The organism is Myxococcus sp. AB056 (assembly GCF_006547365.1).
Taxonomy (GTDB): domain Bacteria; phylum Myxococcota; class Myxococcia; order Myxococcales; family Myxococcaceae; genus Myxococcus; species Myxococcus virescens.
The window spans coordinates 27253-46749 of sequence record NZ_VHLB01000008.1 but is presented as its reverse complement, the minus strand read 5'-3'; the positions used below and the strand labels follow the sequence as shown (position 1 = coordinate 46749).

Sequence of the window (19497 nt, the reverse complement as noted above, 5' to 3'; positions counted from 1 at the left end):
CGATGCTCGCTTGCGTGGACGTGGACTACCGCCCCGAACTCACCGTGGCCGCGTGCGTGCTGTTCCGAAATTGGGCGGATGCGAACGAAGCCTCGCACCTGGTGGAGCATGGGCCAGCCGCCGCGCCTTACGAGCCCGGGCAGTTCTACCGCCGCGAGTTGCCTCACCTGCTCCGGGTGCTGGCGCGGGTGGAAGTGCCACTGGAGGCCATCATCGTTGATGGCTATGTGTGGCTCGGAGAGGACCGGCCGGGGCTGGGGGCGCACCTGTACGAGGCGCTCAACCGGGAGGTGCCCGTCATCGGCGTGGCGAAGACGGCCTATGTCACCACGGGGCCCTCGGTGCCCGTGCTGAGGGGCAAGAGCCTGCGACCGCTGTTCGTCGGAGCGGCGGGTATGGACGCGGCCACAGCGGCGGAGCACATCCGGCGAATGCATGGGGCATCTCGCACGCCCACGATGTTGAACCGGGTGGACCGGCTCTGCCGCATGTCCTGAGCGGGGCGGCGAAGCCAAACCCCCGACATTTCCGAACAGCGACTGTCGCCTCTCCGCCCGGGGAGCAACCATCCTCCTGGAATCCTCGCGCCGGGAGGCTTACCTTTGACGGCGGATGGCCTCGCACCCGACCTCACAACTGGGCTTGTTCGACACGGCGGCCACTGAGCGCGACGACGTGGAGACGGAGCCGCGTGCGGGCACCGGGGTGCAGCGCAGGCTTCCGGCGCGTGAGGAAGCGCGGCCACGGGCGGCGGAGCGGCCTGTAAGCACTGGCGTGCAGCGCCGACATCCCTCGGGTGAGGACGCGTTGCCACTGGCGACGGAGCGGCGCGCGAGCACCAGCGTGGAGGACCGGCGTCCCGCGCATGAGCGAGATGAAGCGTTGCCACTGGCGACGGAGCAGCGCGCGAGCAGCGTGCCGGAAAGCCGACTCCCCGCGCGCGAGGAAGCCCTGCCGCTGGCGGCGGACCTGGCACGGCGGTTGTCTTCGATTCTTGGCTTGCCGGTTCACCTACGGCTCACGGACAACCGGGCCACTCTGGTGAGCTTCCGTCGGGGTGAGGAGGGGCTGCGGCTGCGCATCCACCACCTCTTCCTGGGAGCACCGGACGCGGTGGTACAGGCCATGGCTGCCTATGCGGGCCGGGCGGATGCGCAGGCGGGCGAGGTGCTGGAATCCTACGCGCACGCGCACAACGAGCGCGTCCGCAGGGAGCGTCGGCCGGGAAAGCCGCTGCGCACGCGGGGCCGCTGCTTCGACCTGCAGGCCATCTTCACGCGGCTCAACGCGAGCTGGTTCGACGGCCGGGTGCAGGTGGACGTGGGCTGGGCGCGCAAGCCGGCGGGCACGAAGCGTCGCAGCATCCACGTGGGCGGCTATGACGCGCGGCTACGCGAGATTCGAATCCACCCGGCGCTGGACCGGCCGCATGTGCCCGCGTTCGTGGTGGACTACCTCGTCTTCCACGCGATGCTGCACGCGGACCTCGACGGCGAAACGGGCAACGAGGGCCGCTGCGCACCCGAGCACACGTCGGCCTTTCGCGAGCGCGAAGCCCTGTTCCCGCTGCGTGACACAGCCCAGCGCTGGCTGGGCGACAATCACGCCTCCCTGCTGCGCGGCCGATAGCGAGGAGGCGGCTCGCGCGGGCCGCGCTACTTCTGCACTGAGAGAATGACCCACGTAGCCGTATCCACGGCGTACACGATGGGGACGTCCGAGAGAGATGGCCCTTCCATGTCACGGCATGCGTCCGGCCGGGCCAAGAAGCTGACGAAGACCACGGCATTCGCCCCAGGAACAGCCGTCACGTCGTAAGACTGGCGCTGGGAGGCACAAACCTCCGTGGGAGTAGCGCCTCGACGCGGCTTCGCCCCCAACGGAAGAAAGTCCTCCATTGCGAATGCGACGGCAGCGGCAATCGCGCCTGGTAGGACGTGCTGCCCATCGGTGGGAAGCACAACTGGAAATCGGTACCGCGCGGCTTCTTCAGGCGGCATCTTCGCGGGCCGAGGCGCGGGCCGAAACAACGCACAGCCTGGAAGCAACGCCAAGCAGAGCGGAACGAGCAAACCCTTGCGCATCTTAGTCTCGCACGTTCTCAATCGCGGTGATGCGGCCAACTGCCTTGTTCTCGGGCTTGATGATCCCCACGAGTTTCCATCGTCTGTCCACACGCTCATAGACCTCACCTGGTCGCGTCTCGCCAATATGGGGTATCAGCTTTTGGAGGTGACATGACGTATCGAACTGGATCCTGATGAACCATCGCTGATTGCCACCCTGTCGGTCCTTGGGGGACATGGGCGAAGGTGACCAGGGATGGCTATGGAAATCCGCCAAAGGAACAGTTCGTCCACGCCCATCGACTACACGGCGAGGCGAAAAACACGACTTTCGCCTGGAGGCTCCCACCAACTGCGTTTCCCCCAAGGGCGAGCCCTTGCTGGCATAGAAGACTCCGTCGCCCAAGGAGTAGATAAGGCCACAGTATTCCTGGCCATAATCTCGTTCCCTTGCGCGAGGAAGTCGCATCACCGCAGGGCATAGCTGGTCGATAACCGCGTCCACGTCACTGGACGGTTCGATGTCCGTCCAAGGGCCACGTACCCATACGTGCCGCTCCCCAGGCTCGAACCCGTAGTCGTCGGACGCCTCCGTTTGGAGCGAAGCACTCGAACATCCGAGCGAGCACAGCACGAACGCCGCCGCAAGCCTCACAGACAATGAGTCCTCCATGTGAGGCGGATTCAAGCAGCAAAGGCTGACTTGAAGTGACTGATAGCCGCTTATATCTCATTCCCCGCGTGGCACAGCCCAGCGCTGAATGGGCGACAGGCTGACGCCCCCACACGCGCCGGGACAGTAGCGGGCGCATGCCCTATCGATGCATGCTCGGGGGATGCGCTACTTCAGCGTGGAAGAAGCCAATCGGCTGGTGCCGCTGTTGACGCGCACCTTCGAGCGGGTCCGTCCGTGGGTGGAGCGTGCCCAGCAGCTCGCGGACGAGCTGGGCGCCGCCCCCAGCCCCAACGACCCGAGCCTGGCCTCCCTGCGCGACGAGCGCGACGCCCTCCTCGAGCGCATCCGCGGCGAACTCCTCCAGCTCCAGGAGATGGGCCTGGAAATCAAGGGCGCGGACGGCCTCGTGGACTTCCGCGCGAACCGGGGCGGCGAGCAGGTCTACCTGTGCTGGCGCTTCGGAGACCCCGCCGTCTCCCACTGGCACGCCCTGCTCGACGGCTTCGCGGGACGGCGTCCCATCGAAAGCCCGGACGACTTCGCCCCCACGTACCTCAGCTAGCCGCCCCGCCGCCGAAGCTCTTCTGCAACAGCGACATCTTGTTCCGCGCCGACAACAGTTGCTGACGCAGTGAGTCCGCCTGCCGGGCCACGTCGAGGAACGCCTGTTCCTCCGCGGCCTGCGCCAGCGAATGGGCCTCGTCCGCGACCAGGGACATCCGCTCCTGGAGCGCCTGGAAGGTCCCCGCCAGCGCGGCGTTCTCCTCCGGCGTCTTCGCCGCCTGCCGCTGCTGCGCGAACTGCTGCATCTGCACGTTCAGCTCGCCCGCGTTCTGTCCCAGGGCGCCGTAGCGCACGAGCAGGTCCTTGAAGACCTCGGTGCGCCGCTGGAGCTCCTGCGCACGCAGGTGGATGGCCTCGGCCTGCGCCTGCTGCCGATCTCTCACCTTCGAGATGGCCCCCACCAGCGCCGTCACCCGCCCCCGGAGCTGCTCGTCCATGTCCGCCAGCCCCTGCAGCATCGCCGACGCGCGCTCCAGGTGCTTCTCGGATTGAAGTGGCGCCTTCTCGAGCTGCTCGGCCTGGGACTCGAAGCGCGCCAACTCCGCGTCGAGTGCCCGGGCGGCAACCACCAGCTCGGAGTCCTGAAGCTTGTCACGCTTGCTCATCGTGGGCGGGACCATGGCATTTCCCAAGAGAAGGCGCCGCACCCAAGCAGGCACCGAGTGCCCCCAAGCGTCTTCGGAACGACGTGGTAGCGCACCAAGGAGGCAGGCACCCCAGGTCGCCTGCAGGCCCGGCCGCCCGGCAACCCCTGGCCGTGAGGCTCGATGCGCCCACGGTGTGCTCGCCAGCGGCGTCCGTCATCCCCAACTTCCGGACATCTGACGTCACGAGGTGCACACATGCCCATGGGTTTCTCACGCTCCGTGCTCGTTACCGGCGCCACTGGCCAGCAGGGGGGTGCCGTCGCACGGAAGCTCTTGCAGCGCGGCCACCGCGTCACCGCATTCATCCACCACCCGGACTCCCCCACCGCCCGCGAGCTCGAGTCGCTCGGCGCCGAGCTGGTCGTCGGGGACTACGACGACCTGGACTCCATCGCCCAAGCGGCCCAGGACATGGACACCATGTTCGCCACCGCCACGCCTTTTGGCCCGGGCGGCGTGCAGGCGGAGGTCCGCCACGGGAAGAACCTGGCGGACGCGGCCCGGCTCGCGCGCGTACAGCACTACGTCTACTCGTCGGTGGCCGGAGCGGACCGCCTGACGGGCATCCCCCACTTCGACAGCAAGCACCGCATCGAGATGCACGTGCGCGGCAGCGGCCTGCCCTACACCATCCTCGGGCCCACATTCTTCATGGAGAACTTCACCAGCGGCATGTTCGAAGAGGGGCTGAAGGCGGGCGTGCTCGCCATGGGCCTGTCGCCCACGCGTGGCCTGCAGATGGTGGCTCTGGAGGACCTCGCGGCCTTCTCCGTCCGCGTCATGGAGGAGCCGGAGCGCTTCGAGGAACAACGCATCGAGGTGGCCTCCGACGAGGTGACGGGCCAGCAGGCCGCCGGGCTGCTGTCCATGGTGAGCGGCCACCGCATCCACTACGAGCAGCTTCCCCTGGACTACATCCGCGAGCGCAGCGAGGACCTGGCCGCCATGTACGAGTGGCTGGACCGCAAGGGCTACCAGGCGGACATCCTCACGCTGCGGCACCGCTTCCCGGAGGTCCGCTGGCACACCTTCGAGGACTGGGCGCGCGGACAGGACTGGAGCGCGCTGACTTCTCCCGCGTGGCCCCATGCCGCCGCGGAGCCCGTATCCCCATGAGCCCCCAAGGCCCGGCGCGGCGGGCTGTGCTTCAGTGAAGCGTCGGCGAGACGTCCCGCATGGACGCGCGAGGGAAGCCCTCCAACAACGACGCCTCGTCGGACACCCCCAGCTCGCGCCGCAGCGTCGGGCCGTCCATGGGCAGACCGAAGAGCGCCGCTGTGGGCACCCAGTCCAGGGCCGCGGCCACCAGGGGCCCCAGGCCCACGAGCGCCACCGCCGCGCCTCGCGACGTCCCTGTCGCCAGTCCGCCCACCACCATCCCAGCGCCCGTCACGATGCGGAGCCACCGCCCCGGCCGCGACGCCAAGAAACCAACGACCATGTGCACCTCCCAGGGGCGAAGATGGCCACGTCCTGGCGGGCGGCCACCCGGGCCAAAGCCCCGCACGGGTGGAACGCCGGGCAGCCAGGCAGGCACCCACGGGCGCCCTGACCGGGCGCCTGCTCGCCGTGCATCTCACGCGGGCTTCATCGGTGCGGCGCCCCGCCTGTCCGCTGCCGGCTTGCGGGGTGAAAGCCAGCTTTCGCGCACGGGGCTCCACGGACCGCCCTGGGGGAGGCAACCATGTTCAGTCGTTCGGAAATCCACAAGGGGATGAAGGTGCGCGGCAACGACGGGCACGTTCTCGGACGCATCATCGAGATGAAGGGGGAGGAGCTCATCGTGGAGAAGGGCCTCATCCGCCGGCAGGACTTCGCGGTGGCCCTGGCGGACGTGCGTGAAGTCGTGGGCGGAGAAGTCGTGCTCAACCACGGGCGGGACAGCCTCTTCTCCGCGCCCCGGGAAGTCTCGCCCACGAAGCACTGACGGCTCAGACGCCGCGGCTCGTGTCCGGTGCGCCCTCCGGGGCAGCGGTGGCCTCCGGTGCACCGTCGCCGCGCCATCCGGCACGCGCCTCCGCCTCGCGAGCCGCGCGTCGCCCCGCGGCCACGTCCACCCGGGACAGCACCGCCGCGCCCGACACGAAGAAGAAGAGCAGGGACAGCACCGCCTGCCGGCTGGAGCCCGTCAGCTCCACCGTGGCCGCGAACACCAGCGGGCCCGCCACCGCGGTGACCTTCTCGAAGACGCTGAAGAGGCCAAAGAACTCCGCCGCCCTGTCCCGGGGCACCATCTGCGCGAAGAGTGAACGGCTCAAGGCCTGACTGCCGCCCTGCACCATGCCCACCAGCAACGCGAGCGCGAAGAAGTGCACCGGCGTGCGCATGAAGTAGCCCAGGAACGTCACCCCCATGTACACCGACAGGGCGAACATCAGCGCGCGCTTCACCCCCACCCGCCCCGCGGCCCGGCCGAACAACACCGCGCACGGCACGCCCACCACCTGCGTCAGCAGCAACGCACCAATCAGCGCGCCCCGGCCAATGCCCAGCTCCGTCCCGTACAGCGTGGACAAGCGGATGATGGTGCCGATGCCGTCGCTGTAGAGCAGATAGGCCACCAACAACAGGAAGGCCTGACGGTGCTGGCGCAGCCCGCCCAGCGTGCCCGCCAACTGCGTGAAGATGCCGCGCAGGGACAGCGGGGGACGTTGGATGGACACGTCCGGTTTCGGCTCGGGGATGCGCCGGAAGAGGGGCACCGAAAAAATGGCCCACCACACCGCCACGGAGGCGAAGGCCACGCGCGAGGCGGCCCCCGCGTCCGCCAATCCGAACCACTGGGGCTTCATCAGCAGCACCAGTTGCGCGGCCAGCAGCAGACCGCCGCCCAGATAGCCCAGCGCGTAGCCCGCGGTGGACACACGGTCCAGTTCGTCATCCCGGGCGATGTGCCGCAAGAGCGCGTCCGCGAACACGATGCTGCCCGTCACGCCCACGTTGCCCAGACCGAAGAGCAGCAGGCCCCATTCCCAGTCACCCGGCCCCACCGTGGCCAGCGCCAGCGTGGACACGATGCCCAGGCCCGCGAAGATGCCCAGCATGTGCTTGATGCGTCCGGCCCGGTCGCTCAGCGCGCCCAGGACCGGTGACAACACCGCCACCACGCTCAGCGCCACCGCGGTGGCGGTGGCGAAGCGGCTGGTGGCCACCTCGCGCGGAAGTCCCTCCGCCGCCACGGAGGCGTAGTAGAGCGGGAACACCACCGTGACGACGGTGGTGATGAAGGCCGAGTTCGCCCAGTCGTACATCGCCCAAGCGCGCAGCGCGGGCCGCGTCAGGCCGATGCGCGACAGGAGCCCCCGCACCCTGTGCCTCATGCGTCGAAGTCCACCCCGCTCACGGCGTCGTCGCCCTGGGCCGACTGGTAGACGTGCCAGGCCGCCGCCAGGTCCTGGAAGGGCAGTCCCACCGCCGCGAAGACGGTGACGTCCTCCTCGGACGTGCGCCCGTGCTTCAGGCCAGCCAGCACCTCGCCCAGCTCCGCGTGGATGGCGTCCTCACCCAGCCCCACCGCGCCCGCGGCGCCGGTGGACACCGACAGGCCCCGGTGGTCGACGACGAACCGGGACTGACGAAGCAGCTCCGCGGACAGCTCGGCCTTGCCCGGCTCGTCCGCGCCCAGCGCGATGATGTGCGTGCCCGGCCGCACCATGCCGGGGTGCAGGAAGGGGTGACGGCTCCACGTCGCCGTCACGATGATGTCCGCGTCGGAGACGGCCTCCTCCATGGACTCCGCCATCCGCACCGGCAGGTTCAACTCCTGATACATGCGCGTGGCGAAGGCGAGCGAGCGCTCCGGCGCCGTGTCGAACACCCGCACGTGCGTCAGCGAGCGCACCAGCCGCAATGACTTGAGCTGCAACACCGCCTGCCGGCCCGCGCCGATGAGCGCCACCCGGCCCGCGTCCGGCCGCGCCAGCACGTCCGCCGACAGCGCGCCCACCACGCCCGTGCGCACCGCCGTCAGGTGACCGGCATCCATCACCGCCATCATCTCGCCGGTAGCGACGTCGTGCAGATGCAGCACGCCTCGAATCGCCGGCGACTGGCCGGGGAACTTCGCGTGCACCTTCACGGAGTAGGCGGGGATGGAGGGCAGGCTGCCAGGGAACAGCACCAGGGCGGTGCCCTCGGCATGGAGGGGGGCCCGAGCGCGCTGCGGTGCCACGGTGCGTGCCAGGGCGTCGGTGCGGAAGGCGTCTCGCATGTCCTCCAGCAAGAGAGGAGCCTGCAGGTTGCGGGAGACGTCGGAGCGGGTCAGCAGGAGCGTGCGCATCTTGCAGACACCCTAACCGAGCCCGTGCGGGCCCACAGCTCCCCAGCACACGGACACGGTGGCAAGCGCCCGAAGTTGGACGTCCGAGCGGACAGTGCGCCGCCGTGCCGCCCGGGGTGGCGTCCACCGGGCCCGCCTCCAGCGACGGTGGGACGAGGCACGCAGGCGCCATCATCCCCAGAATGGAAGTGAACGGCGGGGTGGGCGGCCCCAGGGCCTCGGGAGGCCGGTGATGCTGGAGACAGAGTCACGCACAGCGGGTGACAAGGAGGCCTCCGGGGCTCGGACGCTCAAGACGGCGGAGTTCCTGCGCGCCCACCAGGAGGAGGTGCTGGAGGACTGGCAGCGGGCCATGCGAGCGTTTCACGTGGGACACGCGGCGCAGCCTTCGTGGCTGCTGGACCACATGCCCCAGTTGCTCAACATGGTCGCGGATCTCATCGACCACGGCCCGGACGAAATCCTCACCACGGTGCCGGACGAGCACGCGATGTCCCGGCTGGACGCCGGCTTCGACCTGGGCCAGGTGGCGTCCGAGTACGCGCTCCTGCGCAAGTGCATCCTCCACAGGATGGAAGCCGAAGCGGCCTACCCGGCGCCGGGCGAGTTGGAGCGGATGGAGGACGCGCTGGACCGGATTGTCACCCGGACGGTGACGTCCTTCTCCCAGGGGCGGCAGCGCATCCTCCAGGCCCTGGACCGGATGACGCAGGCCACGCTGGACAGCCCTTCCATGGCCAGCCTCCCCTCGCGGCTGCTCACCGTCCTGGTGGAGTCCGCGCTCTCGGTCGACTCGGCGGCGTTCGTGCTGGTGGAAGGCGACGCGCTGGTGGTGCGCGCCGCGGTGGGCCTGGGCGCGGACGAGGCGCTCGGCCTGTCGCTGGGGCGGGAGGAAGGATTCGTGGGCGAGGTGCTCCGCCAGCGTCAGCCCCTGACGCTGCGCTCAGCGTCCACGGACCCTCGCGTGGCGCTGCCCACGTTGAAGCAGGAAGGGCTGCGCGCCGTGTACGGCGTGCCCCTGCTGGATGGCGACCAGCTCCTGGGCATGGCGTACATGTGCTCGCGCACCGCCTTCGTCTTCTCCGAGCCAGACGCTCTCTTGTTCCGGACCATGGCGCAGCGAGCCACCGCGCACCTGGTGCAGGCCCGACTCCGGGCCCGCGAGCGCCAGGCCCACGCGGACGCCCAGCGCTCGCTGGCGCAACTGGACGCGCTGCTGGCCTCCACACCTCTGGGCATCGCCCAGCTGGACCGGGAGTTGCGCTTCGTGCGCATCAACCAGGCCTTGGCGGACATCGATGGCCACTCGCCGGAAGCCCACCTGGGCCGCCGCTTCCGGGAGATGGCCCCCGTGACGGCCGTGGGCACGTTCGAGCCCATGTTCCGCCGCACGATTGAGACAGGTGAACCCGTGGACGCCGTCGAGTTCACCATCCCTGGAGATGCCCGGACCTTCCAGGCCAGCTTCCACCCAATTCGCACGCCCGACCAAGGGGTGCTGGGCTTGAGCTGCACGGTGGTGGATGTCTCCCACCACAAGCGGGCCGAGGCCGTGCTCCAGCGGGCGGTGGACTTCCGGGAACAACTCATGGCCGTGTTGGGACACGACCTGCGCAACCCGCTCAACGCCATCAACGCCTCGGCCTTCCAGTTGACGCGGTCCGAGGACCTGACGCCCCCCGAGCGTCGCGCCGTGGACCGCATCCGCAAGGCCACCGCGCGCATGGGGCGCATGATTACGGACATCCTCGACTTCGCCCGCACCCGCCTGGGCGGGGGGCTTCCCGTGGCCCGCCAGCCCATGGACTTCGCGGAGGTATGTCAGGCGACGCTGGAGGAGCTCCGGGTCAGCGCTCCGGAGCGCTCGCTGGTGTTCGAGGCGAGCGGAGACACCCGAGGGAACTGGGACCCGGACCGCGTGTCACAAGTGCTGGGCAACCTGGTGGCCAACGCCATCCAGCATGGCCAGGAAGACAGACCGGTGTGTGTCACGGTGCGCGGAGAGGCGGATGAGGTGGTGCTGACGGTCCACAACACCGGCGAGCCGATTGCGGCCGAGCTGATGCCGCGCCTGTTCGACCCGTTCAAGAACATGCCCGCAACCGCGCCACCGCAGGACGTCGCGAGGAAGAAACGCAGCCTGGGCCTGGGCCTCTACATCGTCAGCCAGATTGTCGGCGCACACGGGGGGCACGTGGAGGTCCGCTCCAACCGGGACCAGGGCACCACCTTCACCGTCCATTGGCCCCGCACCCTCACGACGCTCGGGGACGCGTGAAGCAGCGCGGCAGGCGGGACGGCCTGCCACCCGCTGCCCGCACGCCTGCCCCTTCTGGGGGTGAATCGCGCACGCCAGGACGCTATGCCTGGGGCATGTTCTTCAATCCGACCAAGAAGCTGAGGATTCCGACCCCGGAGGAAGCACTGCCGGGCCGCTCGGACGTGATGCCCGTCCCGGAGAAGCACGAGGTGCTGGGTACGCCCATCAAGGGCCCCGTGCCGGAAGGTCTGGAGGAGGTCTACTTCGGCCTGGGATGTTTCTGGGGCGCGGAGCGGAAGTTCTACCAGACGCCTGGCGTGTACAGCACTGCGGTGGGATACGCCGGAGGCCTGACGCCCAACCCCACCTACCGCGAGGTGTGCAGCGGTCTCACCGGACACAACGAGGTCGTCCGCGTCGTCTTCGACCCGAAGAAGGTGTCCTTCGAGCAGCTCCTGCGCATCTTCTGGGAGAGCCATGACCCGACGCAGGGCATGCGCCAGGGCAACGACGTGGGCACGCAGTACCGCTCCGGCATCTACTTCACCAACGAAGCCCAGCAGCGCGCCGCCGTGGCGAGCCGTGACGCGTACCAGAAGGCGCTGGCGGCCCGGGGCTTCGACGCCATCACCACCGAGCTGCTCCCCGCTCCGCCCTTCTATTTCGCCGAGGACTACCACCAGCAGTACCTGGAGAAGAACCCGGGCGGTTACTGCGGGCTGGGCGGCACCGGCGTGAGCTGCCCGGTGGGCGTGGGCGTCAACGCCTGAAGCCGGACGTCTGCGTTGGACGCAAACAAAGACAAACACACCAACCTCGACTGGCTTCCGCGCCAGGCTCGGCTGACGCCCGCCTGAGAGCCCGGTTTGACCGGCCCTGATTCGAGGGCCGGCCCGGCCTCCTGCCTCACGCCAGGTTGTGGAACACGCGCTGGACGTCGTCGTCCTGCTCCAGCGCGTCCACGAGCTCCAGCACCTCGGTGGCCTTGTCCTCGGGCAGCTCGATGGGGTTCAGCGCCACGTATTCGGAGTCCGCCGAGACGGGCACCAGGCCCTTGGCCTCGATGGCGGCCTGAAGCTGGCCGAAGTCGGCGAAGGCGGAGCGGATGATGATCTGCTTCTCGCCCTTCTCTCCCACGCCCTCACCCATCTCCTGGAGGCCGTGGTCGATGAGCTCCAGCTCCAGCGAGTCCAGGTCCAACCCCTCCGGGTTCAACCGGAACACGCCCATGCGCTGGAACATGAAGGCCACGCTGCCCGTGGTGCCCAGGTTCCCGCTGTGCTTGTTGAAGTGCATGCGCACGTTGGCCACGGTGCGCACGACGTTGTCCGTCGCCGTCTCCACCAGCAGCGCGATGCCATGGGGCGCGTAGCCTTCGTAGAGAACGATTTCGTAGTCGGTCGCCGACTGGCCGCTCGCGCGCTTGATGGCCGCGTCGACCTTGTCCTTCGGCATGTTCGCGGCGCGGGCGTTCTGGAGCACCCGGCGCAGCGTGGAGTTTGAATCGGGATTGGGCCCACCCGCCTTCACCGCGATGGCGATGTCCTTGCTGATCCGCGTGAACACCTTCGCCATCTTGTTCCAGCGGGCCATCATCGTGGCCTTGCGTGTCTCGAAAATGCGTCCCATGGGAGGGATGTATAGGTCGGCCGCATTCCGCGTGGCTACTCCCTGTCGCCCCCCGGAGCGCGGATGTTGACCAGGACAGGCCGCACGGTCGCCGGCCTGTCCCCCCCAATGCCCCGCGCGTCACACCTTCGCGGGCTTCTCCAGGACGAGCCCGAAGTGCGTGTAGCAGGTCGGGTGCAGGTCCATGATGTTCTCGAAGTGGAAGACGCGAGACTGAAGTCCCGCCGCCTGCGCGGGCGCCAGGACGCGCTCCTTCAGGGTGACGGCGTCGTAGAAGCGGCCGTGCCGCTCTCCCCAGCGAGGGAAGAGGTGGATGATGGCCTCCGCGTCCCTGCGGATGTCGTATCCCCATGCGGGGTCACACATGGTGAAGGCGTACTCGCCCAGGTACAGCGGGACGATGCAGACCTTGCCGCCGGGCCGGAGCACGCGCCCCGCCTCCCGGATGAAGCCCGTGTCCGCGGTCCCCTCGAAGTGCTCGAAGGAGCAGTGCAGCGTCATCGCGTCCACGGAGCCGTCCTCGAGCGGAAGCTCCGCCGCGGAGCCGCCAATCTGGTGGCCGTGGATGCCCGGCGGGAAGACCAGGTCCTGCGCGTAGATGTTCCGCGTCCGCCCCAACATCCGGACCACGTCCAGGTACGGGCTGCTCGGGGTGGAGGCGATGTCCACGTAGACGGCGTCCTCGCGCGCCACCAGCGGTTCAATCTGCTTCCAGGTGAAGTAGTACTGCGGCCGCTTCTCCCAATACGGTTGGAAGCCGCAGAAGTGCCGAATCACGGCGTTCTGCGCCTGGAGTCCGTCCCAGAAGCGCTCCAGCTCCGCCACATCGAAGCGGTAGGTCTCGACGGGGATGCCGGCCTGGCGCAGGGGCTCGGGCTGCTTGAGCTGAGGACCCGGGCCGTAACGGCCGAAGCCCGTCAGGCTGAGCAGCTTCGACAACGGCTCCGACGCCTTGTAGGCGGCGCGGTGCCGGACACTCTTCTTCACGCGGGTCAGCAGGTTCACGGAGATCCCCCGGGCGGACGCCCGAAACGAGTGGGGATTCTGGGAGAGGGCCCTGGATGCGTCAATGCGGCCTGAAGCCCGCCTTCCCTCCGTGCCAGCGAGCCTGCTCGCTAGCGGACCTGCTGCGTCGCGGGCACCGCGCGGGCCACTTCACCCGAGCCCTCGCCGCTCGCCCGGGCACGCTCCAGGTGCGGGGCCAGCCGTCCAATGGCCATCAGCCCCGCCATGCGGAAGTCGGAGATGAACGACCAGAGCGGGTACTTGAACGACGCCGGCTTGTTCCGCTCGATGACGAAGTGGCTGAACCACGCGAAGCCGTAGGCGGCGACGAGCGCGGCCGGCACCAGCGCGGCGCGGCCCGTCGCGACGGCCGTCACGCCCAGCCCCAGCCCCAGGGAAGTGCCCGTGAAGTGAAGCCAGCGCGTGGACGGCAGCGCGTGCTCCCGCAGGTAGAACGGCCAGAACTCGGCATAGGTCTCGATGCGGTCGGACATGGTGGGAAGTTAGGGCCCCCGGGCGCCCTCCCGTCAACCCGACTCGACGCAGAGCGTGTAGGCGTGGACAGGCAAGGGTACTCCCCGCACGCCCACCAGCCGGGCAGGCCATCCAGCATCGTTCATGTTTTCCAGTCCGGTGCCGCCCTCCTTGGTCCGGGCCTGCAGGACGCCTCCAGGTCATGAAAGACTCTGGAGCCATGACGGAGTGGATGCCCAAGCCGAACCCGGCGGTCGACCTGCGGACGCTGGCCCTCAGCCCAGAAGAGGGCTTCGTGCTCTCCCGCCTGGACGGCGCCACCCCGGCCCGGAACCTGCCCGCGCTGACGGGCCTGCCCCCCGAGCGGCTGCGGAGCATCCTCTCCCGGCTCGTCACCCAGGGCGCGCTGCTGCCCACGCCCACCGCGAGCCCGGCGGCACCTGTCGCCGCTCCGCCTGTGGCCTTCGAGCCCCAGCGACGGACGCCCCCCGCGGACCCCGAGCCCGAAGCAGACCTCCCCGTGCTCGACCTGACGCCGCTGGACGCCGCGCCCGAAGCAGACCTCCCCGTGCTCGACCTGACGCCGCTGGAGGCCGCGCCCGCCCCCGACACCGCGCCGGACGCCGAGCCGACCTCCGAAGACGAGCCCGAAGCCGCCCTGGGCAACTACCGCCAGCTCTTCGAACTGCGGCTGCACCCGCTCCCCGAGGACCAGCGCATCGCCCATGCCCACGCGGCGGAGGACCCCATCCTCTCCGCGCTGTGCTTCGACCCGGTGCCCGCCGTCATCAAGGCCGTGCTGGAGAACGCGCGCACGGGCCTGCCCCATGCGCGGCTCGTGGCGCGCTACCACCGCAACCCCGTCGGCCTGGAGGCACTGTGCGCCCGGGCGGCTTTCGCGGCGGACACCGGGGTGCGGCGCTGGCTCGTGCGCAACCCGCAGCTCCCCGCCAGCCTCTTCCGTCGGCTGTGGAGCGCACGCCGGCTCATGGAGCTGCACAAGGTGGGCAATGACCGCGACGTGCCGGAGTCCACGCGGCGCGCGGCGCGCGAGGTGCTCCGCCAGCGCTTCGCCAGCGGCCCCGCGGAGGAGAAAGTGGAGCTCATCCTCAACACGGAAGGCCGCGCCCTGGCGGCGCTCATCGGCCTGCCGGTGGATGGGAAGACGGCGTCGCTGCTGTGCGGACGCACCTATCGCTCGCCCATGCTCATCCAGAACATCGCCCGCTGGAGCGCGGCCCCGCCGGCCCTCATCGCGCACTTGCTGAAGCAGGAAGCGGTGCGGCGTCAGCCCCAGCTGCGCATGCTGCTGGCCCGCCACCCCAACGCCCCAGCGGACGCGAAGCGCGGCGGCGCCTGAACCTCACGCGGACTTGCGCTTGCGAGCGGGCGAGGCGGGCTTCACGTCCACCCAGCGCTCCGCCCACCGCCCCAGCTCATCCACGACCTTCCACAGCGCCTGTCCCTTCTCCGTGAGCTGGTACGCCACACGGATGGGAGGCCCCGCGTCCACGTGACGCGACACCACGCCCTCCGCCTCCAGTTCCTTGAGCCGCTCCGACAGGACGCGCTCGCTGATGCTGCCAATCTCGTCCGTCAGCTCGCCGAAGCGGCGGGGCCCCGCGAGCAGGATGCGCAGGATGAGGCCCGTCCAGCGCTTCCCCATCAGCTCGCTGGCCTTCTCGAACCGCGCACACCGTGTCAGCGGATGCTCCATTGGCGCCTCCTCCCCCGAATATAGCGAGCCGCCCCGCCACCGGCACGGAAGTCCCAAGCTACTTACTTTTTGGAAGTCGCTTGCAGATTAAAAGCGAACCCATTACCTGAAGAACCGTGGCGGCGGCCCATGAAGGTCACGCGCCGAATCACTCCAGGAAGGGACTCGCCCATGGCAACGCAGCAGGCTGGCCTCGACGCCAACGCCCTCAACCAGCTCTTTCTCGACGCCCGCACCCACAACGCGTGGCTCGACAAGCCGGTGGCGGACGACGTCCTCCAGCAGCTCTACGCGCTCACCCGGATGGCGCCCACAGCGGCCAACTCGCAGCCGGTGCGCATCATCTTCGTGAAGAGCCGTGAGGCGAAGGAGCGGCTCAAGCCCACCCTGTCCCCGGGCAACGTGGACAAGACGATGAACGCGCCGGTGACGGCCATCATCGCGTACGACACCGAGTTCTACGAGAAGATGCCCCAGCTCTTCCCCGCACGCGACATGAAGACGGGCTTCCTCGCCATGCCCGCGGAGTCCCGCGAGAAGACGGCCCACATGAACAGCTCGCTGCAGGGGGGCTACTTCATCCTCGCCGCGCGGGCGCTGGGCCTGGACTGCGGCCCCATGGCGGGCTTCGACAACGCGAAGTTGGACGCGGCGTTCTTCCCGGAGGGGAAGTGGAAGTCCAACTTCCTCATCAACCTCGGCTACGGCGACGCGGAGAAGCTCTTCCCGCGCAACCCGCGCCTGGACTTCAGCGAGGCGTGCCGCATCGAGTAGCGGCCCACCCTCCCGCGAAACTCAGGCCCGCCGCGCCGTGAGGATGGGCTGATGGAAGCCCGTCTCCTCCGGCGTGTGCCAGCGCGTGTCCATCAGCCCCGCGCGCGTGAGCGCCCGCTCCAGCTCCACGCGCTGAAGCGCGCGGTACACGCCCGTGTGCTCGGTGGTGTGCCAGCCCTTGCCTTCGGGGCGGAGGATGAACTGGTGCACCGTGTATGTCCGTCCGTCCGCGGCCCAGTCCCAGACTTGGAAGAGGATGCGGCGGCCCTCGGGCGCTTCCAGCAGCCGCTCCGAGGTGAAGCGGGGCTGGCTCTGCACCAGCGCGTCGGCGTCGCGCACGCTCAGCACCACCAGCCCACCGGGAGCCAGCTTCGACGCCATGGCGCGCGCCGCCGCGTCCAGGTCCTCGTCCGTCAGCAGGTGCGTCACCGCGTTGTCCAGCGCCAGCACCACCGGGAAGGTGCCCTCCACCTGCGCGTCCAGCGTGCGCATGTCCGCCACGCCCGTGGTGAGGTGCACGTTCATCGCGCGAGCCTCGCGCTCGGCACGCGCCACGGCGGCCGGGCTCAAGTCGGTGGCGTGGACGGTGTAGCCACGGCCCGCCAGTCCCAGCGCCTGGGTGCCGATGCCACACGCGCAGTCCAGCACCCGCCGGGGCGGCGGCGCCTCGCAGCGACGCAGCAGCGCGTCCAGCATGGCGCCCTGCCGCTCCACCACCTGCGGCCAGTTGGCGAAGAGCAGGTGGTACTCCTCCGCCATGCCCTCGTAGAACCCCAGCGCCAGGTCGCTCGTGGACGGCGCGATGCCCAGAAACCGCCGTTCACTCACGAGCTGAAGGAGCGCCCCTCGAGCGCCTCAATCGCCGCGCGGAGCTCCGCCGGCACGGGGACCTTCTCGTGGGTGGCGTAGCGCAGGGTGACGATGACGCAGCTCCCCCGGGTGTAGAGGACGCCGTCGTCCTCTCCGGCCACCGCGTGCTCCAGGGTGATGGACGACGTGCCGATGCGGGTGGCGCGGCAACCGGCCACCAGGCGCGCAGGGAAGAGGATGGGACGCAGGTACTCCGCGTTGGTGGCCTTCAGGATGGGCCCCACGCCGTCGCGGTTCGTCCGCTCGTCCCCCGCGCCGGACGGCCCCGTCAGGCCGATGCGCGCGAAGTAGTGGATGCGGGCGGTCTCGAACCAGGTGAACGTGCGCGTGTTGTTGGCGTGGCCGAAGGCGTCCATCTCCCCCCAGTGGAGAGGGAAGGAGACGACCACCGGGAAATCCTTGAGCGGCGAATCCGGCATGTCCCCAGGGTGCCCCACCCGGCGGCCCCAGGGAACCGTGAACCGCGCCTGCCTGGCCTCCAGACGAGGGCCAGGGCCGTGGTAATCCAGGACAGCCATGCGTTCACGATTCCACACGTCCTCGCCCGCGGCCCCCGGGCTCGGCTTCACCGTCCTTTCCGGCCTCTTCCTGGAGCAACCCGCTCATGGCCGCTGAGCGCGAGCCGCTGGAGCCACTGAAGCCGCCACGACGAGAGGACATCCCCGCCGAGGACCTGCATCCCTACGCGTTGTCCCCGCGCGAGGGCCTGCCGGTGTCGGACCAGAGCATGGCGGCGCATCCCCGGAAGCGGGCGGACATGGTGCGCTGGCTTCATCCCGCGCAGTTGCTGCGCACGGGCCTGGACGCGGTGGTGGCGGCCGTCTTCGGCGCGCGCGCGGACCAACGGCTCATCGAAGCGGTGGTGCGGCCGCAGGTGCCCTACTTCGACTACTCGCAGGAGCCGATGCCGGAGGGCGGCTTCTGGCTGGACTATGTGTCGGACACCGGCGACGGCTGGAACTCCACCTACGCGGTGGCTCGGCTGCTGGCGCTGCCAGAGCTGACGCTGTCCGTACAGGGCCAGCCCCATGCGGACCCTCACGCCACACAGCGAGGACGGCTGCTCGTCCATGGCGGTGACGGCGTGTACCCCGGCGCCAGCCGAGAGGTGTACGACGAGCGGCTCGTCCAGCCCTATGAGGCGGCCATGCGGCGCTCGCATGCGCCCAGCCCGGACCTGTTCGTCATTCCGGGCAACCATGACTGGTACGACGGGCTCGGCGCCTTCCTGCGGCTGTTCTGCGCGAACCGGTGGATTGCAGGACGGCGCACGCGGCAGAGCCGCAGCTACTTCGCGCTGAAGCTGCCCCAGCGCTGGTGGCTCATCGGCACGGACGTGCAGCTCAACAGCGACATCGACGTGCCGCAGGTGGAGTACTTCCGCGAAGTGGCCAGCCACATGGGCCCCGACGACCGCATCATCCTCTGCAACGCGGAGCCCGCGTGGATTCTGGCCGCCACCGAGCGGCGCAAGGGCAGCTACCTGGAGAACAACCTGGAGTACCTCCAGGAGAAGGTGTTCGGCCGGCGCATCAACGTCTTCCTCGCAGGGGACCTGCACCACTACCGGCGGCACGAGGACGCCGGCGGGCGGCAGAAAATCACCGCGGGCGGTGGCGGGGCTTTCCTCCACCCCACGCACGCGCCCTCCGCCCACGTCCTGCGGGACGGCTACACATTGCAGAAGAGCTTCCCGGACGAACGGACGTCCCGGAAGCTGGCGCGGCAGAACCTGCTCCTCATCCGCCACAGTCCGCTGTTCGGGTTGATGACCGGCATGCTGTACCTGCTGCTGGCGCTGGCGGCCTACGCGGAGGTGGGCGCGTTCGGAATATCGCAGCTTTCAGACGTCATCCTGGCGGTGGCCAACAGCATGGTGGCCCGGCCGTGGACGCTGGTGCTGGGCATGGCCACCATCGGCGGGCTCATCGGACTTGCGGACTCGGCCTTCGGCAAGTGGCGCACGCTGGCGGGCACGCTCCACGGGCTTGGACACATCGCCGCGGCCTTCTTCGTGGCCTGGGGCGCCACCTACTTCACGGTGAGCGGCCTGGGCGTGTGCCCCGAGCTCGCCGCGGATGGCATCCACTGCGAGGCGGGCTGGTGGCACCTGGCGGGCAAGTTCCTGCTGTCCTCGGGCTTCACCTTCCTAGGCGGCTTCCTGGTGGGCCCCTTCGTCATGGGCCTGTACTTGTGGCTGAGCGTGAATCGCTTCGGTGCGCACTCCAACGAGGCCTTCATCTCGCTGGCGCTTCCGGACTGGAAGAACTTCCTCCGCATGCGCATCGGTGAAGACGGACGGCTCACCGTCTTCCCGGTGGGCATCGAGCGCGTGCCCCGCAAGTGGAAGGAGACCCACGCCGGTCCCTACGCGCCCGCGTTCGACCCGGATGACCCGAAGGCCACCGAGCCCGTACTCATCGAACCCCCCATCCGTGTGTGAGACGTGCCATCACCGGCCACCCGCCGTCCCAACAGGACGGATGGAAGCAAAGCAGGCCCCCATGGCCCCTCTCCGAGAACAGATTGCGCTGTG

20 protein-coding genes are annotated in these 19497 nt (G+C 69.3%); 10 read left to right on the top strand and 10 right to left on the bottom strand.

The features are described 5' to 3' along the window. Positions 1-2 precede the first annotated feature (2 nt). From FMP39_RS05505 to FMP39_RS05495, 3 genes are all read left to right on the top strand, one after another. Entirely contained in the window at positions 3-497 is a 495-nt protein-coding gene (locus FMP39_RS05505; protein ID WP_090495675.1) for an endonuclease V, read from the top strand. A gap of 115 nt (positions 498-612) precedes the next feature. Next, positions 613-1629: a hypothetical protein gene (locus tag FMP39_RS05500; protein ID WP_141588953.1), complete on the top strand. Its 1017-nt coding sequence runs from the start codon at positions 613-615 to the stop codon at positions 1627-1629. A gap of 1273 nt (positions 1630-2902) precedes the next feature. Next, positions 2903-3304: a DUF2203 domain-containing protein gene (locus FMP39_RS05495; RefSeq protein WP_141588947.1), complete on the top strand. Its 402-nt coding sequence runs from the start codon at positions 2903-2905 to the stop codon at positions 3302-3304. On the opposite strand, the gene FMP39_RS05490 is transcribed toward FMP39_RS05495, so the two are convergent. Beyond that, positions 3297-3911, bottom strand: coding sequence for a hypothetical protein (locus tag FMP39_RS05490; RefSeq protein WP_141588945.1), 615 nt, complete (start codon positions 3909-3911; stop codon positions 3297-3299). The genes FMP39_RS05495 and FMP39_RS05490 overlap by 8 nt on opposite strands. Positions 3912-4148: 237 nt before the next feature. Between FMP39_RS05490 and FMP39_RS05485 the strand changes: the two genes are divergently transcribed. Continuing rightward, on the top strand, positions 4149-5069 hold the full coding sequence (locus tag FMP39_RS05485; protein ID WP_141588943.1) for an NmrA/HSCARG family protein: 921 nt from the start codon (positions 4149-4151) through the stop codon (positions 5067-5069). Positions 5070-5100: 31 nt separating this feature from the next. Here the strand turns inward: FMP39_RS05485 and FMP39_RS05480 are convergent, their stop codons facing one another. Further along, positions 5101-5394: a YgaP-like transmembrane domain gene (locus FMP39_RS05480; RefSeq protein ID WP_228557696.1), complete on the bottom strand. Its 294-nt coding sequence runs from the start codon at positions 5392-5394 to the stop codon at positions 5101-5103. Between the two features lie 243 nt (positions 5395-5637). Between FMP39_RS05480 and FMP39_RS05475 the strand changes: the two genes are divergently transcribed. After that, entirely contained in the window at positions 5638-5880 is a 243-nt protein-coding gene (locus FMP39_RS05475) for a DUF2171 domain-containing protein (RefSeq protein ID WP_141588940.1), read from the top strand. A 4-nt stretch (positions 5881-5884) separates the two neighbouring features. Here the strand turns inward: FMP39_RS05475 and FMP39_RS05470 are convergent, their stop codons facing one another. Both FMP39_RS05470 and FMP39_RS05465 read right to left on the bottom strand, forming a co-directional pair. After that, a complete protein-coding gene (locus FMP39_RS05470) occupies positions 5885-7273 on the bottom strand; it encodes an MFS transporter (protein WP_228557695.1) in 1389 nt (462 codons plus the stop codon). Further along, positions 7270-8232 (bottom strand): ornithine cyclodeaminase family protein, encoded by a 963-nt coding sequence (locus FMP39_RS05465; RefSeq protein WP_141588938.1) that lies wholly within the window; start codon positions 8230-8232, stop codon positions 7270-7272. Before FMP39_RS05465 ends, FMP39_RS05470 begins: the two co-directional genes overlap by 4 nt. Positions 8233-8464: 232 nt before the next feature. Here FMP39_RS05465 and FMP39_RS05460 point away from each other — a divergent pair, with 232 nt between their 5' ends. Beyond that, entirely contained in the window at positions 8465-10510 is a 2046-nt protein-coding gene (locus FMP39_RS05460; protein ID WP_228557694.1) for an ATP-binding protein, read from the top strand. Positions 10511-10605: 95 nt separating this feature from the next. Continuing rightward, positions 10606-11262, top strand: coding sequence for a peptide-methionine (S)-S-oxide reductase MsrA (msrA, locus tag FMP39_RS05455; RefSeq protein WP_141588934.1), 657 nt, complete (start codon positions 10606-10608; stop codon positions 11260-11262). 136 nt (positions 11263-11398) lie between these two features. Here the strand turns inward: msrA and FMP39_RS05450 are convergent, their stop codons facing one another. The 3 genes from FMP39_RS05450 to FMP39_RS05440 all read right to left on the bottom strand — a co-directional run bounded on the left by FMP39_RS05450 (position 11399) and on the right by FMP39_RS05440 (position 13620). Continuing rightward, the gene (locus FMP39_RS05450) at positions 11399-12121 is read right to left on the bottom strand and encodes a YebC/PmpR family DNA-binding transcriptional regulator (RefSeq protein WP_090495668.1); all 723 of its coding nucleotides are present in this window, start codon (positions 12119-12121) and stop codon (positions 11399-11401) included. A gap of 120 nt (positions 12122-12241) precedes the next feature. Continuing rightward, the gene (locus FMP39_RS05445; RefSeq protein WP_141588932.1) at positions 12242-13126 is read right to left on the bottom strand and encodes a methyltransferase domain-containing protein; all 885 of its coding nucleotides are present in this window, start codon (positions 13124-13126) and stop codon (positions 12242-12244) included. A 110-nt stretch (positions 13127-13236) separates the two neighbouring features. Next, positions 13237-13620, bottom strand: coding sequence for a DUF962 domain-containing protein (locus tag FMP39_RS05440; RefSeq protein WP_141588930.1), 384 nt, complete (start codon positions 13618-13620; stop codon positions 13237-13239). Positions 13621-13820: 200 nt separating this feature from the next. Between FMP39_RS05440 and FMP39_RS05435 the strand changes: the two genes are divergently transcribed. After that, positions 13821-14960 carry a hypothetical protein gene (locus FMP39_RS05435; RefSeq protein WP_194858256.1) on the top strand — a complete coding sequence of 380 codons (1140 nt, stop codon included), beginning with the start codon at positions 13821-13823 and terminating at the stop codon, positions 14958-14960. Positions 14961-14963: 3 nt separating this feature from the next. On the opposite strand, the gene FMP39_RS05430 is transcribed toward FMP39_RS05435, so the two are convergent. Beyond that, positions 14964-15317 carry a helix-turn-helix domain-containing protein gene (locus FMP39_RS05430; protein WP_141588926.1) on the bottom strand — a complete coding sequence of 118 codons (354 nt, stop codon included), beginning with the start codon at positions 15315-15317 and terminating at the stop codon, positions 14964-14966. Positions 15318-15488: 171 nt separating this feature from the next. Here FMP39_RS05430 and FMP39_RS05425 point away from each other — a divergent pair, with 171 nt between their 5' ends. Beyond that, positions 15489-16091, top strand: a complete 603-nt coding sequence (locus FMP39_RS05425; RefSeq protein WP_141588924.1) for a malonic semialdehyde reductase — start codon at positions 15489-15491, stop codon at positions 16089-16091. 21 nt (positions 16092-16112) lie between these two features. Here FMP39_RS05425 and FMP39_RS05420 read toward each other — a convergent pair whose 3' ends face one another. Together FMP39_RS05420 and FMP39_RS05415 are read right to left on the bottom strand one after the other, a co-directional pair. After that, positions 16113-16919, bottom strand: coding sequence for a bifunctional 2-polyprenyl-6-hydroxyphenol methylase/3-demethylubiquinol 3-O-methyltransferase UbiG (locus FMP39_RS05420; RefSeq protein ID WP_141588922.1), 807 nt, complete (start codon positions 16917-16919; stop codon positions 16113-16115). Further along, the gene (locus FMP39_RS05415) at positions 16916-17380 is read right to left on the bottom strand and encodes a thioesterase family protein (protein ID WP_194858255.1); all 465 of its coding nucleotides are present in this window, start codon (positions 17378-17380) and stop codon (positions 16916-16918) included. The genes FMP39_RS05420 and FMP39_RS05415 overlap by 4 nt, the downstream gene beginning before the upstream one ends. A 185-nt stretch (positions 17381-17565) precedes the next feature. On the opposite strand from FMP39_RS05415, the gene FMP39_RS05410 reads away from it, so the two are divergent. Next, positions 17566-19404, top strand: a complete 1839-nt coding sequence (locus FMP39_RS05410; protein ID WP_141588919.1) for a metallophosphoesterase — start codon at positions 17566-17568, stop codon at positions 19402-19404. The last annotated feature ends 93 nt before the right edge of the window (positions 19405-19497 follow it).